Origin of the sequence: Streptomyces sp. NPDC001816 (assembly GCF_042892235.1) — a bacterium.
Classification (GTDB): domain Bacteria; phylum Actinomycetota; class Actinomycetes; order Streptomycetales; family Streptomycetaceae; genus Streptomyces.
On sequence record NZ_JBIATY010000006.1, the window covers coordinates 39,580 to 54,686 of the forward strand.

At 71.6% G+C, this 15,107-nt stretch carries 19 protein-coding genes; all 19 read left to right on the forward strand.

The annotated features are described in order from the left end of the window. Positions 1-55: 55 nt before the first annotated feature. On the forward strand, positions 56-1,156 hold the full coding sequence (locus ACFYZZ_RS21825; protein WP_389178372.1) for a DNA cytosine methyltransferase: 1,101 nt from the start codon (positions 56-58) through the stop codon (positions 1,154-1,156). Between the two features lie 61 nt (positions 1,157-1,217). After that, the gene (locus ACFYZZ_RS21830) at positions 1,218-1,580 is read left to right on the forward strand and encodes a hypothetical protein (protein WP_389178375.1); all 363 of its coding nucleotides are present in this window, start codon (positions 1,218-1,220) and stop codon (positions 1,578-1,580) included. Next, positions 1,577-1,837, forward strand: coding sequence for a hypothetical protein (locus ACFYZZ_RS21835; RefSeq protein ID WP_389178378.1), 261 nt, complete (start codon positions 1,577-1,579; stop codon positions 1,835-1,837). The genes ACFYZZ_RS21830 and ACFYZZ_RS21835 overlap by 4 nt, the downstream gene beginning before the upstream one ends. Beyond that, entirely contained in the window at positions 1,834-2,481 is a 648-nt protein-coding gene (locus tag ACFYZZ_RS21840) for a hypothetical protein (protein WP_389178381.1), read from the forward strand. Before ACFYZZ_RS21835 ends, ACFYZZ_RS21840 begins: the two co-directional genes overlap by 4 nt. Before the next feature lie 354 nt (positions 2,482-2,835). Next, a complete protein-coding gene (locus ACFYZZ_RS21845) occupies positions 2,836-3,171 on the forward strand; it encodes a hypothetical protein (RefSeq protein ID WP_389178384.1) in 336 nt (111 codons plus the stop codon). Next, on the forward strand, positions 3,168-4,322 hold the full coding sequence (locus tag ACFYZZ_RS21850) for a hypothetical protein (RefSeq protein ID WP_389178386.1): 1,155 nt from the start codon (positions 3,168-3,170) through the stop codon (positions 4,320-4,322). The genes ACFYZZ_RS21845 and ACFYZZ_RS21850 overlap by 4 nt, the downstream gene beginning before the upstream one ends. Beyond that, the gene (locus tag ACFYZZ_RS21855) at positions 4,322-4,474 is read left to right on the forward strand and encodes a hypothetical protein (protein WP_389178388.1); all 153 of its coding nucleotides are present in this window, start codon (positions 4,322-4,324) and stop codon (positions 4,472-4,474) included. Before ACFYZZ_RS21850 ends, ACFYZZ_RS21855 begins: the two co-directional genes overlap by 1 nt. Then, positions 4,471-4,815: a hypothetical protein gene (locus ACFYZZ_RS21860; protein WP_389178390.1), complete on the forward strand. Its 345-nt coding sequence runs from the start codon at positions 4,471-4,473 to the stop codon at positions 4,813-4,815. Before ACFYZZ_RS21855 ends, ACFYZZ_RS21860 begins: the two co-directional genes overlap by 4 nt. A gap of 20 nt (positions 4,816-4,835) precedes the next feature. Next, positions 4,836-5,360 (forward strand): plasmid transfer protein TraA, encoded by a 525-nt coding sequence (gene traA / locus ACFYZZ_RS21865; protein ID WP_389178393.1) that lies wholly within the window; start codon positions 4,836-4,838, stop codon positions 5,358-5,360. A gap of 12 nt (positions 5,361-5,372) precedes the next feature. Next, positions 5,373-7,370 (forward strand): plasmid transfer protein TraB, encoded by a 1,998-nt coding sequence (gene traB, locus ACFYZZ_RS21870; protein ID WP_389178396.1) that lies wholly within the window; start codon positions 5,373-5,375, stop codon positions 7,368-7,370. Between the two features lie 124 nt (positions 7,371-7,494). After that, positions 7,495-7,695, forward strand: a complete 201-nt coding sequence (locus tag ACFYZZ_RS21875) for a hypothetical protein (protein WP_389178399.1) — start codon at positions 7,495-7,497, stop codon at positions 7,693-7,695. Between the two features lie 113 nt (positions 7,696-7,808). Continuing rightward, the gene (locus ACFYZZ_RS21880; RefSeq protein WP_389178402.1) at positions 7,809-7,979 is read left to right on the forward strand and encodes a hypothetical protein; all 171 of its coding nucleotides are present in this window, start codon (positions 7,809-7,811) and stop codon (positions 7,977-7,979) included. 36 nt (positions 7,980-8,015) lie between these two features. Further along, a complete protein-coding gene (locus ACFYZZ_RS21885) occupies positions 8,016-8,411 on the forward strand; it encodes an HNH endonuclease (RefSeq protein ID WP_389178405.1) in 396 nt (131 codons plus the stop codon). A 17-nt stretch (positions 8,412-8,428) separates the two neighbouring features. Beyond that, positions 8,429-8,671: a hypothetical protein gene (locus ACFYZZ_RS21890; RefSeq protein WP_389178408.1), complete on the forward strand. Its 243-nt coding sequence runs from the start codon at positions 8,429-8,431 to the stop codon at positions 8,669-8,671. Positions 8,672-8,740: 69 nt separating this feature from the next. After that, positions 8,741-9,196 carry a phage terminase small subunit P27 family gene (locus ACFYZZ_RS21895; protein ID WP_389178410.1) on the forward strand — a complete coding sequence of 152 codons (456 nt, stop codon included), beginning with the start codon at positions 8,741-8,743 and terminating at the stop codon, positions 9,194-9,196. Continuing rightward, the gene (locus ACFYZZ_RS21900) at positions 9,165-10,934 is read left to right on the forward strand and encodes a terminase large subunit (RefSeq protein WP_389178413.1); all 1,770 of its coding nucleotides are present in this window, start codon (positions 9,165-9,167) and stop codon (positions 10,932-10,934) included. Before ACFYZZ_RS21895 ends, ACFYZZ_RS21900 begins: the two co-directional genes overlap by 32 nt. A gap of 13 nt (positions 10,935-10,947) precedes the next feature. Continuing rightward, a complete protein-coding gene (locus ACFYZZ_RS21905) occupies positions 10,948-13,002 on the forward strand; it encodes a phage portal protein (protein WP_389178415.1) in 2,055 nt (684 codons plus the stop codon). Positions 13,003-13,004: 2 nt separating this feature from the next. Beyond that, positions 13,005-13,811 (forward strand): HK97 family phage prohead protease, encoded by an 807-nt coding sequence (locus tag ACFYZZ_RS21910; RefSeq protein WP_389178418.1) that lies wholly within the window; start codon positions 13,005-13,007, stop codon positions 13,809-13,811. Between the two features lie 11 nt (positions 13,812-13,822). Beyond that, positions 13,823-15,097 carry a phage major capsid protein gene (locus tag ACFYZZ_RS21915; RefSeq protein WP_389178421.1) on the forward strand — a complete coding sequence of 425 codons (1,275 nt, stop codon included), beginning with the start codon at positions 13,823-13,825 and terminating at the stop codon, positions 15,095-15,097. Positions 15,098-15,107: the final 10 nt, after the last annotated feature.

The window sequence follows — 15,107 nt, forward strand, 5'->3', positions numbered from 1 at the left end:
TCCCCCGGCCTGTCGCTATCAGGCCGGTGTCCACCCACCCCAGAGAGGACGCGCCATGCGCCCGGACATCATCACTGACCTGTTCTCCGGCCCCGGCGGCTGGAGGGAGGCCGCCCGACAGCTCGGCCTGCGGGACGTCGGTTTCGAGTTGGACGGCGACGCCGCCCGCACCTCGCACGCCGCCGGACACCCCGTCATCCAGTGCGACGTGACCCAGTACCCCACGGCCCCCCTCGTCGGCCGCACGGTCGGCGTGAAGGGGTCGCCCGTCTGCACCCCCTACTCGCAGGCCGGCAGCCGCAGGGGCATCATCGACCTGCCGCACGTCCACCAGGCGATTCACGACCTGGCCCACGGCCGAGACACCCGGGCCGAGCTGGCGGCCGCATGCAAGGACGAGAAGTCGATTCTGGCGGCCGAGCCGATGCGCTGGCTGTACGACCTCCGCCCGGAGTGGGTCTGCCTGGAGCAGGTCCCGGGCGTCCTGCCCCTGTGGCAGCAGTACGCAGGGCTGCTCCGCGGCTGGGGCTACAGCACGTGGGCCGGAGTCCTCAACGCCGCTGACTACGGCGTGCCCCAGACCCGGAAGCGCGCCATCCTCATTGCCTCCCGCGTCCGCCGAGTCACCGCGCCAGAGCCGACCCACGCCGAGAAGCCCCTGCTGGACCTGTTCGGCGTCTGCCTGGACAAGTGGGTGTCCATGGCCGACGCCCTGGGCCTGCCGCCCGGGGTGACCGTGAACACCCGGGGCGACCGCCCCAAGGACGCCAAGGGCCGCGCGGCTGGGGGCAACGAATTCTCCGCGGACGGCCCGTGCAACGCACTGACCGGCCGCGCGCGGTCGTGGGTGCTGCGCAGCGGGCAGTCGGTCGCTGGTGTCGGACGCGCGGAACGCTCCCTGGAGCAACCGGCGTTCACGATCACCAGCCGCGCGGACCTGTGCAAGTGGGTGGGCGACGACACCGAGCGGCCCCTGTGCGTCGAGGAAGCGGCCGTCTTGCAGTCCTTCCGCGCTGACTACCCGTTCCACGGGACCCGCACTTCCCAGTTTCGGCAGGTCGGCAACGCCGTGCCGCGGCTGCTCGCCCTGCACGTCCTGTCCGCAGCTACCGGCATCCCGGTGCCGGCGGCCGCGCCGTTCGAGGTCGCCGCGTAAACGGTCCGGGCCTGTCGCTATCAGGCCCGGACCTCCCACCCATCCCATCACGGAGGACAGCATGAAGTCTCACCAGGTACTCGACCGCACCGCCCGCTTCATGTGCTGGGCGTACGTCCTCGGCGGCATGCTCGCCGCCCACTGTGGCCTCAACAGCGCGCGCAACGGCGCCCCCTGGTACGCCGCCGGCCTGTTCGCCGTCTCGCTGCTGCTCGGCGTCGCCGTCGCGCGGGAGTACACCGCCGCGGACGAACGCCGCGCGGCCGCCGTCAGGGCCGAGCGCGCCGCGCGCCTCCGAGCGCAGCAGGACGACGCCGCCCTGGGCTGGGCCGACCTCGAACGGTCCTGCTGCCTGCGCGCCTGGGAGTCCCACGGCACCGAGCACGACACGCACCACTGCACCCGGAAGGACCAGGCCGCATGAAGCGCCACACCGCCAGCAGCATCACCGACCCCGCCCTGGACGCCCTGTACGAGAACGCGAACCGAGGCTGGCGCCGCGGGGACGAGTGGAAGGCCCGAGCCGTAGCGGCCGAGGCCGCCCTGGAGCGGCTGACCACCTGGTGTGACCAGCTGGACCAGGGCCTGCGGGAGTTGATTCACGACCGCACCGCCGTGCATCCCGTCGCCGCGCACGTCCGGCACCGCCTGGCCGACCCCGAGGAGAACAGCGCACCGTGAACATCTGCGGACTGTGCGAGGAGCAGCTGGAGCACGGGCACCTGTGCCCCGGCTGCACCCTCGCCACCCTGGAGCGGCTCAACCGGATGCCCGGCCTGTGGCGCTCCCTGGAGGACTTCCTGGCCCCGGGCAGCAGCGCCAGCCCGGTATACGGCCGCACGCCGATGGTCGAGGCCCCGCTGCCCGCCTCCGAGGACGCGCTGAGCCTGCGCGCCGTCGGCGGCATCGTCGGCACCCTTGAGGACTGGTACAGCGCCATGCGCGTGGACCGCGGCTGGGCGCGACCCGTGAAGGACCGGCCGGACGGCGAGGGGTTCGCCGCGCGGGTCGAGGCCGCCGCCCGGGCCCTGGTCGTGAACCTGGAATGGATGGCCGCCTACTGGTGGCCGGCTGGTGAGTTCGCCAAGGACATGCGGCGCCTGGAAGGCGAGGTCCTGTCCATCGTGGACCCGCGCGACCCGCGCGAGCGCGGCCGCCGCTTCGGGTACTGCGTCGCCCTCAACCAGGACGGCGAGGTGTGCGGGGCCGTCCTGCGGCTGTACGAGGGCGAGACGGCGCTGACGTGCCGATGGTGCCGGTACGTCTATCAGCCCTCGGAGTTCCTGCTGTTGCACCACTTCCAGCCGGACCAGACCGTTGCCTAGAACACTAGGGTTCGGGTACTGTGGCCAGCGTGCCAACTACCACTTGGCGCGCGAGGGTTGAGGCCGAGGACCAGCAACAGAAACACCTGCTGGACCTGATCTCAGCAAGCGCCCGGAGGCGAGCGGCAGCGCTCGAAGACGGCGTGAGGGAACTGGGCAGCAAGTCGGAAGTCGCCCGGGACCTCGGCATCAGCCCAAGCGCAGTACGAAGGTCCATCCGCGAGCACGGAACGGGAACGCTACGCCCGGCCGGCTCCCCGAGCACAACTGAATAGCCCGGAAAGCGGGCAACCCCCGGCCAGCCGACGCTACCGGCCGCCGGGGATCACCACTTGATCACGAGGAGTGCACCTCATGACCCAGCGGAACCCTATCGCCCCGCGGCCGCCTGCCGGCCAGGGCGCCGCCGCGCTGCTCCAGCAGTGCGCCGCCGACTACAAGGGCGCCGAACTGTCCCGGCAGTCCGTGCGCGAACCCCTCTGGGGCGTCGCCGCCGACGCCGTCCGCGACCAGCTGCGCGACCCCGCCGACCTGGCCACGGCCATCAGGGTCGGCCAGCGCATGCTCGACGCCTACGGCACCGTCGACAGCGCCGACATCTTCGCCTACGCCCAGGCCCACGGCGGCCTCGCCGAGGCCCTGCGTATCCTGCTCCGCGCCCTCGACGCCCCGGTGGGTGAGCAGCTGTGAGCACGCGCGAACTGTCCACCGGGCAGGGTGTCGTCCTCGGCGCGGCCGCCGTCATCATGGCCGCCGTCGGAGGCTTCGGCGCATGGGGCACCTACACCAACGTCATGGCCCAGTTCCACCGCGGCGCGACCGCGGCCGGCGTCGTCGCCGCCGGAGAGGGCCTCGCCCTCGTCCTCGCGCTGACGATGCTCGGCCTGACGATGCTCGGCCAGTCCTCCCCCACGGTCGTACGGGTCGGCCTGTGGCTGGCCCCGATGGGCGCGTGCCTGACTGGCCTGTCCATCGCCACCACCACGGCCGAGGCCGTTGTGTACGCCGTGACCCCGCTCGCCATGTCCGGCGCCGCCGAGGGCCTCGGCCTCATCGCGCGCCGCATCGTGGTCTTCCGCACCGGTGTGGACGCCGAGGTGCAGCGCCGGAACGCGGACGCCGTCCAGCGGCTGGCCTACCAGCAGGCCGTCGCCCGGAACCACCCCGACGAGAAGACCCGGCAGGCCGCCCTGCGGGAGTCCTGGAAGCTGGCCGAGCAGGTCGGCGTCGGCGACGCCGCGCTGGGCGCCGACCTCGTCCAGGTGCAGCGCGTCCGCCTCACCGAGGGCGCCGACACGGCGCTGGGCGACATGTACGCCGGCGAGCAGGCCCCAGCGGCCATCGAGCAGGCCCCGGCGGCCGCCGAGCAGCAGTCCGAGGCGCCCCGGACGCACAACGCGACCGAGGTGCTGCGCGTCCGCTTCGCCCAGATGGACCCGGCGGATGCGATCCGGCTTGCAGCTGATGCGCGACCTGATGCGGCCCCCGCAGAGCTGGCCGGAGTGCTGGGCGCCTACGGCCTGACCGTGGACCCCGTCGCCGTCGCCCTGGTCCTCGGCGAGCAGCCCTCCGCCTACGAGGTGCATCGACCTGATGCGGCTGATGCGCAGCAGGTCAGCGCGCTGCCGCCCGTCGACCTCCAGGGCGCCGTCGAGGAAGCCGCATCCATCCTCGGACCGGACGCCAAGGCCGAGGCCATCGCCGAGCACGTCGCCCGACACCGGCGCCTGGTCGTCGCTCCGAACTACGTGCGCACCGCGCTGTCGAGGGCCGCGAAGAAGCCTCCCCAGGAGACAGCGCCACCGGTGACGCGCGACGAGGGGAACGGGGGATACGCCTGATGCGCTGGCCCCTGATCGCCCTGCTGATCGTGCTGGCCGCAACCTTCCCGCAGCTGGCCCTGTCCGTGATCACCGAACCCATCGTCTGGGCGTTCGGCGGCGGCCTCGCCGTCGGCGCCCGCCGGTCCCGATTCGGCAGGTGGTACCGGTGACCGACACCAACGACGCCCTGACGAACGCCCTTGCCGCGGCCGCCGAGGCAGGCCAGGACTCCCGTGAGCTGGAGCTGGTCAAGGCCGTCCTGGTCGCGCAGACCATCGCCCAGGCCATCCAGCCCCAGCAGTGCCAGCACGATCAGAAGCCCCAGCAGCCGTTCGACGCCCGGAAGTGGTGGACCATCGGCGGCCTGGCCTGTGTGGGCGGATGCGTCGCATGCGCCCTCGCCCTCGCGTTCGCCATGGCGGCCATCGCCGTGGCCATCGGCGCAACCTGCGCGACCGGCTGCTTTCTGGTCCTGCGCTCCCTCTACCGCGACTTCACCAACGGCCGCTGACGGCCGAGGAGGACCCACCCATGACGAACACCACCAAGGGCGCCCCGGCCAGCGGCGCGAACGGCTCCCAGGCCAAGGGCGCCAAGAACTTCGGCGCCACCTTCGCCCCCGGCTTCACGGTCAACGTGAACGCCAACAAGACCACCACCAACGGCGCCCCCGCCCAGCAGGGCGGCGGCCAGGGCAACAGCCGCAACCTGCTGCCGGCCCCGGAGTTCTACTCGCCCGCCCAGACCCGCAACTACTGCAACGCCGTCCGCGCGGCCGCCGTCGCCCTGGCCATCGAGGTGTCGATGGGCGCGCAGATCCTCAAGGCCACGTTGTCCCAGGTCCCGGACCCTGAGGGCCGCGCGTTCGGCTCCCAGCGTCGCGCCCAGCGGGTAGCGCGGAAGCTGGACAAGGCCGCGGACGGCCTGGCCGCGGCCGCGAAGAACGCCGCCGCCGCGTACTCGTCCTACACTCAGGAGTTCAAGCAGGAGATCGAATCCGTCCGTCACCGCGCCCGGCGCCCCCAGCAGCCGCGCGTCAACTGGGCTGACCAGTAAGGAGGCTTGGCCATGGGAGAGAAGAACACCGCCGACCAGCAGCACGAGGACCAGCTGCGCGGCAGCTCGGACGCCGGCGGCGTCGGCAAGTACCTGCTGCACCGGGCCAAGCCCCACCTGCCCCCGTGGCTGGGCATGGGCGGAGTGCTCGGGGCCGCCGCGCTCGGCCACTGGAAGTGGGCAGACGCGCCGTACGCCGGCGCAGGCCTCACCCTCGCGTCCGTGGCGCTCACCGGGGCGACCTGGTGGGCGGGACGGACGACCAGCAGGCAGCGACAGCTGCACTCGGCCATCACCGTGGCCGCCAGCTCGGCCTGGCTCACCGCGGCCTGCCTGTCCGGGCCGACCGCGGGACCGATCGATGACCTGTACTGGATGTTCGGCCCGACCCTGGCGCTGACCTGGAACGTCCGCATGGTCATGCGCCGCAACCCCGAGGCCGTCAGCGGCGAGGACAGCGACAAGGGCCTGCTGGCCAAGGTAGGCCTGGCCCGCACCAAGCTGGGCAACGTCAAGGTCGAGCCCAACAAGGTCAGCGTGCCCTACGCCCTCCCCGCCGGCGAGGGCACCAACCAGGACGTGTCCAAGGCCCTGCCGCTCATCGCCTCGGCCCTCGACGTCCCCGCCAGCGCCGTGCGCAACCGGCCCGACCCCGACTCGGCCCGGCGCGGCACCTTCACGGTCGTCCCGCTCGACATGCTGAAGGAAGTGATCTGGTACCCCGGTCCGTCCTCCCCCGCCGGATCGATCGCTGAACCGCTGGTCATCGGCGTCTACGACGACGGCCGCCCCCTCGTCCTCACCCTGGCCCAGGCCATTCACCTGCTCATCATGGGCGTGACCGGCGCAGGGAAGACCGAGGGCGCCATGGACGTGATGTGCGAGGTGCTGACCCGCCGTGACGTCGCCGTATGGCTGTCCGACCCCAAGCGCGGCCAGGACCTCGGCGAGGCCTTCCCGGCCTGCGACTGGGTGGTGGAAGACGCCGCTGGCGCGGAAATCATGATCGAGGCCCTGAAGGTGGCCGTTCCCGCCCGCCAGAAGTGGCTGGGCGCGCACTCCTACCGGTCGTGGGAGCCTGCGGCCGCCGAGGTGCAGAACGACCCCGCCCACTCCTGCCAGCAGGGCACGGCCTGCGGATGCCCCGGCATGCCGTACCTGCTCGCCTGGTTCGAGGAAGCGGCCAACACCCTGCGCGCCACCGATGACGACGCCTTCACCGGCATCGCCCAGGAAGCGCGCTCGGCCGGCGCGTCCCTGGTCATCTCCATGCAGCGCGCCTCCGGCTACCAGATCAGCACCGACACCCGGGCCAGCCTCCCCTCGGCCCTGTGCTTCGGCGTGGACGAGCGGGACGCCGGATTCGCGCTGCCCTCGGAGGTCCTCGACGCCGGAGCGAACCCCGGCGCCTGGGGCAACAAGCGGCCCGGCTACTGCTACCTGGTCAGCGCTGGTGTGGACGAGGAACTGTGGTCGACCCCGTCCCGCACCTTCCGCAACGACCCGGTGTCGCTGGAGTGGGTGGCCCGGGCGTTCGAGCCCATCCGCATGGGCATTGACCCTGTGACCGCAGCGGCGGCCGCCAGCGTCGCCGGACAGATCTACACCGGCCGCGCGGTCGCTGCCCACCACGACCAGGCGGCCCCTGCCGTCGAGGAAGGCGAGGACGTGACCGACTCCCTGGTGGACCCGGAGGACAGCGGCATTGACCCCGAGGCCGAACTGCCCGAGGTCGAGGACGGCGACGACACGCCCCTGGTGGCCCCGGAGGCCGGCCACAAGCCGGACCCCGAGGAAGCCAGGCGCCTGCTCGCCGAGGCCTTGGCGGAGTTCGAGCGCAAGGGGCAGATGGTCGTAGGGCCCAAGGACTTCATGGACTGGTGCGACAGCAACGGCTACTCCCGTCCTTGGGTGTCCGCACGGCTGAAGGAAGCGGCCGAGGATGGCCGGCTGGAGCCCACCAGCCAGACCGGCCGCTGGCGCATCGTGCCCACCCTGACGCCTGCCTGACGCCTGACAGCGTCACGACCGCCTGACACCCGATCTACCTAGGGATATGGGTGTCAGGCGGCCCCCTGACACCGGCCCCTGACACCATCCGTCGGGGGCCGTTCTGCTGCCGCATCATGGAGGCATGGAGCAGCAGAACATCCGCCCCGGCTACCTCACCGCGCACCAGACCGCGCGCGTCCTCGGCATCGGCCTGGGCGGCGTCCGACAGCTGGTCCGCCGTGGCCAGCTGGAGCGCGCCGGAGGTACCGAGCGCCAGCCCTGGTTCGCCGTGGGCGACGTCCAGGCCCTCGACGCCAAGCGTCGCGCTCGGGCAGCTGCTTGACCGCAGGTCAGCAGCGTGTAACGATCTCGGCGTACAACTGTGTCCCGAAACGGACGCCACAGACACCCGAGGCCCCGCCCACCAGCGGGGCCTTTGTCATGCCCGGAGGCGCCATGTCCGCCCCATACAACAGCGGCACCCAGGCGCCCCGTAGCGCCGCCGAGGCTGCCCACCTGCTCGCCAGGCAGGGCAAGCACATCCACATCGTCAGCGAGGGACACGGGACCTGCCTCAAGGGCGCATGCGACACGCACCCCCAACTGCCCCCACCCCCAGCCGAGTAGCCCCCCAGGGCTACCCACCCCCCGGGAGGTACCCCGGTGCCCACCCGGCCCCCCTCTCGCTGTACCGAACCCCGGTGCTCCCTGTTCGCCACCAAGCGCGGCAGGTGCGACGATCACCAGCCCATCCCGTGGGCAGGCAGGGACGACAAGGCCGCGCGGTACGGCATCAGCTCGGGCAGATGGCGCACGCTGAAGCGACGCGTGGCCGAGCGGGACAACGGCTGTTGCTACCGATGCGGCATCGAGCAGCCCGACCAGGACGACGACCCCGACGGCGAGCACCAGCACCAGCTGGACCACATCACGCCACTGTTCGAGGGCGGCGCCGTCGAGGACCTCGACAACCTCGGGCTGATCTGCGAGCCGTGCCACCTCGTCAAGTCCAAGGCCGAGGCCGCGCGCGCCAACAAGGCACGGCGCAGGCCTCGCTGACCCATGGAGGCTCACCCATGCCCGCTGAGATCAGCAGCCCTGTCCACCTGGTCACCGAGCTGCCCGACGGCGTCGAGGTCCGCACGGAGGTCGGCACGCTGACCGTGGCCGTCCACCCCGACGGCGTCGACCTCGGCGAGGTGCGCGAGCAGCTCGGCGGCCTGCTCCGCGAGGCAGGGCTGTACCTGCTCACCGGCGGCGTCGTGGACGACCTCCCCCGTGCCTTCCCGGGGGAAGGGGAGTCTGGATCTCCAGCCTGATCGTCTGGGGACCCGGCGCCGTCAGCTCGGCGCGTGCGTGCACAGAATCCCGAGGGGGGGTCACCGGCCATGGGCCGCACACCGCAACCTGCCACCCTGAAGCTGATCAAGGGCCGCGCGCCCGGCAAGGACTCCGCCGGCCGCACGGTCAACCCCGGTCCGGCCTTCAAGCGGCTGCCGCCCGAGGCGCCGGCCTGGCTGTCGGACGAGGCCCGCGCCGAGTGGGACCGCGTCGTTCCTGGCCTCTCTCGCCTCGACCTGCTGAAGCCCGAGGACCGCGGCGCCCTGGCGGCGTACTGCGAGGCCTGGGCCACCTTCCGCGAGGCGACCGAGCAGGTACAGCGGGAGGGCCTGACGTTCGAGGCCAAGCAGGGCACCCTGCCCCACCCCGCGGTCGGCATCGCGCGTGCGGCCGGTCGTGAGCTGCGCGCGTGGGCGGCGCACTTCGGTCTGACGCCCTCGACCGAGCAGCAGCTGGCGAGGGGGTCTGAGCATGAGCCAGACCCGGACAACCCCTTCGGGTAGCGACGTCCCCGCGGCGTACCTGGACGAGGACCTGCTGGCCCGGCTGAAGCTCAGCCCGGAAGTCGCCTGGTACCTGGTCGAGCGCGGCATACCGCTACCCGACTCCCCGCCGCTGATCAAGACCCCGGAACCGCGGGACGTGCCCGGGGCCGTGTTCGACGCCGAGCGCGTTGACCGCGTCCTGCGAGCGTTCGAGCAGCTGCGCCACACCCAGGGTGCGCTGGCCGGCCAGCCGCTGCGCCCCGACCCGTGGCAGGTCGCCTACATCCTGGCGCCCATCTTCGGCTGGGTGCAGTGGGACGACGACGCCGACATGTACGTGCGGATCATCCGCGAGGTCTACGTGGACGTCCCGCGCAAGAACGGGAAGACCACGCTGGCGGGCGGCATCGCCCTGTACCTGATGGCCGCGGACAACGAGCCTGGCGCCCAGGTCATCACCGCGGCCGTCACCAAGGAGCAGGCCGGCCTGCTGTTCAAACCGGTCAAGGCCATCGTGGAGAAGTCGCCGGCGCTGAAGCGCGTCATGCAGCCGCTGGCGGGCGTGATCCTTCACCCCAAGTCGGACTCCTACTTCAAGCCGGTGTCGTCCCTCGCCGGCGCGCAGCACGGTCTGAACCTGCACGGCGGCATCGTGGACGAACTGCACGAGCACAAGTCGCCCGAGCTGGTGGAGACCATCGAGAGCGGCACCGGCTCCCGCCGTCAGCCGCTCATCTTCATCATCACGACCGCGGACGCCGGTAACCGACAGTCGGTCTACCACCGGAAGCGCGAGCGGGTCGAGCAGCTGGCCCGCGGCGCGTTCGCCGCGCCCGCTGTCTACGGCGTCGTGTTCGCCGCCGAGCGGGGGGACGACCCGTTCAATGAGGCGACCTGGAAGAAGGCGAACCCCGGCTACGGCGTCAGCCCGACCAGGGCGTACCTGCGGACGGCGGCGGACAAGGCCAAGCAGTCGCCGGCCGAACTGGCGTCGTTCCTCCGGCTGCACTGCGGCGTCCGCACCAAGCAGACCACCAAGTTCCTGACGCTGGAGTCCTGGACGGCGAACGGCGCGCTGGTCGATGAGGACAAGCTGCACGAGCGGGAGGCCTACGGCGGCCTCGACCTCGGCGCCGTCTCCGACCTGAACGCCCTGTGCTGGCTGTTCCCGGACGACCGCGACGGCAGCGTGGACCTGGTCGTCAGGTTCTGGACGCCGGAAGAGAACATCCCGGACCTCGACCGGCGCACGGCTGGCAACGCGTCCGTGTGGGTGCGCGAGGGCTGGCTGAAGACCACGCCCGGAAACGTCACCGACTACAGCGTGATCGGCGACCAGATCCGTAAGGACCTGGACACGTTCGACGTGAAGTCCCTTGGGTTCGACCGCTGGTCGTCCACCCCGCTGACCAACGACCTGGAGGGCGAGCGGGCGCCGATGGTCGGCGTCGGCCAGGGCTACAAGTCCATGTCCCCCGCGCTGAAGGCCGTGCAGCGGCTGCTGCTCCAGGGGCAGCGGCAGGTGCGCGAGGGCGGCCGCCCGATGCTGCGCCACGACGGCAACCCCGTCATGGCCTGGATGGTCGACAACCTGGCCGTGGCCATCGACACCGCCGGGAACGTGAAGCCGGACAAGTCCCACGGCGGCGACAAGATCGACGGCGTCAGCGCTCTGTGCGACGCCATGTCCGAGGTCCTCGCCCGCCCACCCAAGCGCGTGTCCGCCTACGAGGACGCCGAGTTCGAGGCAATCTGAAGGGGGTGGGCGCATGCGCTGGTGGCCGCGCCGCCGCAAGGCCGCAGGGCCCGGACAGGTCATCGACCAGGCCGGCGTGCCCGTGCTCGCCAAGGCAGCCGAGCAGTTCGCCGACCTGAATCAGCTGGGCACGTACCTGTCCGCGGCTGGCATCCGTGTGGTCGACCCGGGCGTGCCGCTGTCGAACTACTCCGACACCGCGGCCGCCGCGCGCGTGTGGGAGACCCAGCCCAGCGTGCGGAAGGTAGTCGACTACATCGCCCGCCAGCTGTGCACCTTCCCTTGGCACGTCTACGAGCGGGTCAGCGACACGGACCGGCGGCGCGTCACCGATCACCCGCTGGCGCAGCTGCTCGGCCAGCCAGGCCCGGGCCGCTCGCCTTCCCGGCTGTGGCACGCCACGCTGGTGGACTGGCTGATTTACGACCGGTGGTGTGTCCAGGTCCTGCCGAGCGCCGACACCGCCTCGGGTTGGGAGTTGCGCCGGAAGCCGGCCCGGCGCTTCCACGTGCTGGCGGACGACGACGACCAGCCCATGGCCCTGTACCTGATCTCATCGCGCGGGCCGGCGCAGACCGTCATGCTGCCGGCGCCGTACCTGTACGACTCGGGTTACGCGACCATCGGCGCGGACGGCACGTCGCCGATGACGACGTTGCAGCAGATCCTTGCCGAGCAGTCCGAGGCCGTCGAGTGGCGCCGCCAGGTGTGGAAGAACGGCGCCCGAGTGCCCGCCGTCATCGAGCGGCCGGCGGACGCCCCCGGCTGGTCCGGCACCGCCAAAGAACGGTTCATCGCCGGTTTCAACGCCTTCATCGGAAGGGCTGGCCAGGCTGGCGGAACGCCGATCCTGGAAGACGGCATGAAGCTGGTCACGGTCAACGCCTTCAACCCCATGGAGACGAGGGACATCGAGGGCCGTCAGCTGACCGACGCTGAAGTGGCCTCCGCGTACCACATCGCCCCCGAGCTGGTCGGCGCACGGGAAGGCACCTTCAGCAACATCGACGCCTTCCGGCAGATGCTCTACACCATCAACCTCGGGCCGTACGTCACCCAGTGGCAGGACGTCCTCAACTCCATGTTGGTGCCGCTGCTCGCCCCCGGCAGCAACCTCTACGTCGAGGCCAACCTGGAGGCCAAGCTGCGCGGCAGCTTCACCGAGCAGGCCTCCCTGCTCCAGACTGCCGTCGGCGCCCCGTACATGACCCGGGCCGAGGCCCGCGCCGTGCAGAACCTGCCGCACGTCGAGGGCACCGAGGAACTGGTGACCCCGCTGAACGTCCTTGTGGGCGGCCTCGCCTCGCCCACGGACACCGCGCCCAAGCCGGAGGACCAGCCCCCAAAAGCGCTCGGCCGTCTGCGCCTGGTGAAGGCAGGGCGGCCGGATGACCTGGGGACGTTCGACGTCGAGCGCGACGCGTTCGCCACGGCGCTGACGTCCTGGGCGCAGCGCCAGGCCGACGGCCTGCTGGAGCGGGCCGACGCCAAGGCCGACGGCCCGCCCGACTTCTACGACCTGTGGGCCGCCTCGTCTCCCGAACGCCAGCAGCAGCTGGCCGCGCTCATCCAGGGCTACGGCTTCCGCCTCGCGCAGGTCGGCGCCTGGGACGTCCTGGGCGTATGGAACCCCGAGGCGGACGGCTGGGACCCGGCCGTCATGGAGGCCTGGCTGGCCAAGGCCGCCGAGTCGCACGCCGCCCAGTACGAGCAGGCGGCCTACGCCACGGCGACGGCCGCCGTGCGCGAGGACGGCGACTGGCGCGACAACCTGCGCGACGGCCTCAAGTCGTGGGTGGTCGGCGCCGCCGTGCGCGCCGTCACCGCCTCGACCGAGGCCCGGTCGTTCGGCTCGCACGACGCCGCGGGCGCCTCGGGCCTGACCCACAAGGTGTGGCGCACCGGTGGGAAGAACCCCCGGGCCTCACACGTGCGCATGAACGGCGACAGCGTCGAACTGGGCCAGACGTTCGCCAACGGCCTGCGCTGGCCAGGCGACGCGAACGGCGATGCGGACGAAACCGCGAACTGCAACTGCCGCCTGGACTACACACGAGAGGGGGGCTGATCGTGCCCCGCACCAAGGAAGCGCACGCCCGGATCAAGGCCGCCGGCCCCGCCGATGGACTCCAGGAAGGCCAGTTCCGGGCCCTGGTCAGTGTCTTCGGCAACGAGGACTCCATGGGCGACGTCATCGCCCCGGGCGCGTTCGCCCAGGTCCTCGCCGAGTGGAAGGCCTCCGGCGACCCCATCCCGGTGGTCTGGTCGCACAAGTGGGGCGACCCGTTCGCCCACATCGGCAGCGTCCTGGAGGCCACGGAGACGGCCGAGGGCCTGGAGGTCCTCGCCCAGATCGAGGACATGGACACCAACCCGACGGCCAAGCACGTGCACGGCCTGCTCAAGGGCCGCCGCATCAAGCAGTTCAGCTTTGCCTATGACGTCGGAGAGGGCGGCTGGGTCGACACGGACGACCTGGTGAACCACCCCTGGGGTGAGTTCTACGAGATCAAGCGCTTCAGCCGGCTCTACGAGGTCGGCCCCTGTCTGGTCGGCGCCAACCAGGAAACGGCGTTGCTCGCCGCCAAGGCCGCCGACATCGCCCGCGGCGTGAAGGAAGGTCGCGTCCTCGCCGGCGTCCACTACGACCGCCTGGTGTCCGCGCACGCCGCCATCGGCGAGGTCCTCGCCGCCGCTGAACCGCAGAAGTCTTCCCGGCCCCTCGCCCCCGCGGCCGCGGGCCGGAGCAACCCCGAGCAGGAGACCGGCCACCGGCCGGCCGAGCAGCCCGCCGCCGCCCCCGAGGCGCCCGCGAAGACTGACGGCCCGTCGCCCGCCCAGGTGCTCGCACGGGCCACCATCCGCAAGTACCTGTAGGGAGGGGCCACATGCCCACGCTGCGCGAGCAGTACCAGGAAACCGTCGACCGCCTCGCCGAGCTGGCGAAGACGGCCAAGGACGAGGACCGCGACTTCACCGAGGACGAGGTCAAGGAGGTCACCGAGCTGTCGGCCAAGGCGGACGACCTGGAGGCCAAGGTGAAGGCGGCCGACGCCGCCCAGGCCGCGGCCGCCAAGCACGCCGGGAAGGGCAGCGCGCCCAAGCCCCCGGCCGGCCAGCTCCAGGTGAAGGACCGCGAGGAAGACTGCGACGCCGCCACGTTCGGCGAGCGCTTCACCAAGTCGGACCTGTACGCGGAGTTCCGCAAGCAGCACCCGAGCGGCCTCGGGCAGGGGTCCGCCGTCGACATCGGGCGCGTCAAGGTCGGCTCCATGAAGGAATGGCTGTCCGGCCGGAAGGCCACGGCCTCGCCGCTCCAGGTCGCCCTCGGCCACGTGCAGCCGGTCCGCATGCCGATGGTCGACCAGGTCGACCGCGACAACCTGACCATCCTCGACCTCATCAGCCGCGGCCAGGCGGACGGCCCGTTCGAGTACCTCCAGGTCACCGGAGTCACCCGCAATGCTGCGGTCGTCCCGGACGAGATCCTGCCGGGCGACGCGACCGTGAAGCCCACCAGCACCATCCAGACCGAGCTGGCGGACGCCAAGCCGTACACCTACGCGGACGGCTACGACGTCACCAACGCGCTGCTGTCCGACGCGCCGGCGCTGGCGACGTACATGAACAACGAGCTGGAGTACAGCCTGGACTGGGTCATTGAGGACAAGCTGCTGAACGGCACCGGCACCTCGGGCGACCCCAAGGGCATCCTGCACACGACCGGTGTGCAGGAACTGACGTACACCCCGGGCACCGACGCCATGGCGCAGGTCAAGGCCATCCGCCAGGCCATCACGAAGATCACCACGCTTCCCGGCGGCAACGTGACCGCGTGCCTGATGTCCCCCGAGGATGACGAGGCCTGGGACCTGCTCCAGGACGCCAACGATCGGTTCTTCGGCCAGGGCCCGTTCGGCCAGGGCCCGAACACCAGCTGGGGCCGCGCCCGCGCCCTGTCCCAGCGGCTCGCCCCGGGAACGGTCATCCTCGGCGACTGGCGGCAGGTCGCCCTGCTCGACGTCGAGGGCCTGTCCATCCTCGCCTTCAACCAGCACAAGGACTACGCCCAGCGGAACCTCGTCTACGTGCGGGCCGAGCTGCGGGCCGAACAGGTCATCTGGAAGCCCAACCGGCTCATCGTCGTGAAGCCGGCCCCGTAAGGAGGACAGC

Excerpts from the sequence above, each read along its gene's own strand:
- ACFYZZ_RS21825 (WP_389178372.1), top strand. The coding sequence starts at position 56 with ATGCGCCCGGACATCATCACTGACCTGTTCTCCGGCCCCGGCGGCTGG.
- ACFYZZ_RS21830 (WP_389178375.1), top strand. The coding sequence starts at position 1,218 with ATGAAGTCTCACCAGGTACTCGACCGCACCGCCCGCTTCATGTGCTGG.
- ACFYZZ_RS21835 (WP_389178378.1), top strand. The coding sequence starts at position 1,577 with ATGAAGCGCCACACCGCCAGCAGCATCACCGACCCCGCCCTGGACGCC.
- ACFYZZ_RS21845 (WP_389178384.1), top strand. The coding sequence starts at position 2,836 with ATGACCCAGCGGAACCCTATCGCCCCGCGGCCGCCTGCCGGCCAGGGC.
- ACFYZZ_RS21855 (WP_389178388.1), top strand. The coding sequence starts at position 4,322 with ATGCGCTGGCCCCTGATCGCCCTGCTGATCGTGCTGGCCGCAACCTTC.
- traA (WP_389178393.1), top strand. The coding sequence starts at position 4,836 with ATGACGAACACCACCAAGGGCGCCCCGGCCAGCGGCGCGAACGGCTCC.
- traB (WP_389178396.1), top strand. The coding sequence starts at position 5,373 with ATGGGAGAGAAGAACACCGCCGACCAGCAGCACGAGGACCAGCTGCGC.
- ACFYZZ_RS21875 (WP_389178399.1), top strand. The coding sequence starts at position 7,495 with ATGGAGCAGCAGAACATCCGCCCCGGCTACCTCACCGCGCACCAGACC.
- ACFYZZ_RS21880 (WP_389178402.1), top strand. The coding sequence starts at position 7,809 with ATGTCCGCCCCATACAACAGCGGCACCCAGGCGCCCCGTAGCGCCGCC.
- ACFYZZ_RS21890 (WP_389178408.1), top strand. The coding sequence starts at position 8,429 with ATGCCCGCTGAGATCAGCAGCCCTGTCCACCTGGTCACCGAGCTGCCC.
- ACFYZZ_RS21895 (WP_389178410.1), top strand. The coding sequence starts at position 8,741 with ATGGGCCGCACACCGCAACCTGCCACCCTGAAGCTGATCAAGGGCCGC.
- ACFYZZ_RS21900 (WP_389178413.1), top strand. The coding sequence starts at position 9,165 with ATGAGCCAGACCCGGACAACCCCTTCGGGTAGCGACGTCCCCGCGGCG.
- ACFYZZ_RS21905 (WP_389178415.1), top strand. The coding sequence starts at position 10,948 with ATGCGCTGGTGGCCGCGCCGCCGCAAGGCCGCAGGGCCCGGACAGGTC.
- ACFYZZ_RS21915 (WP_389178421.1), top strand. The coding sequence starts at position 13,823 with ATGCCCACGCTGCGCGAGCAGTACCAGGAAACCGTCGACCGCCTCGCC.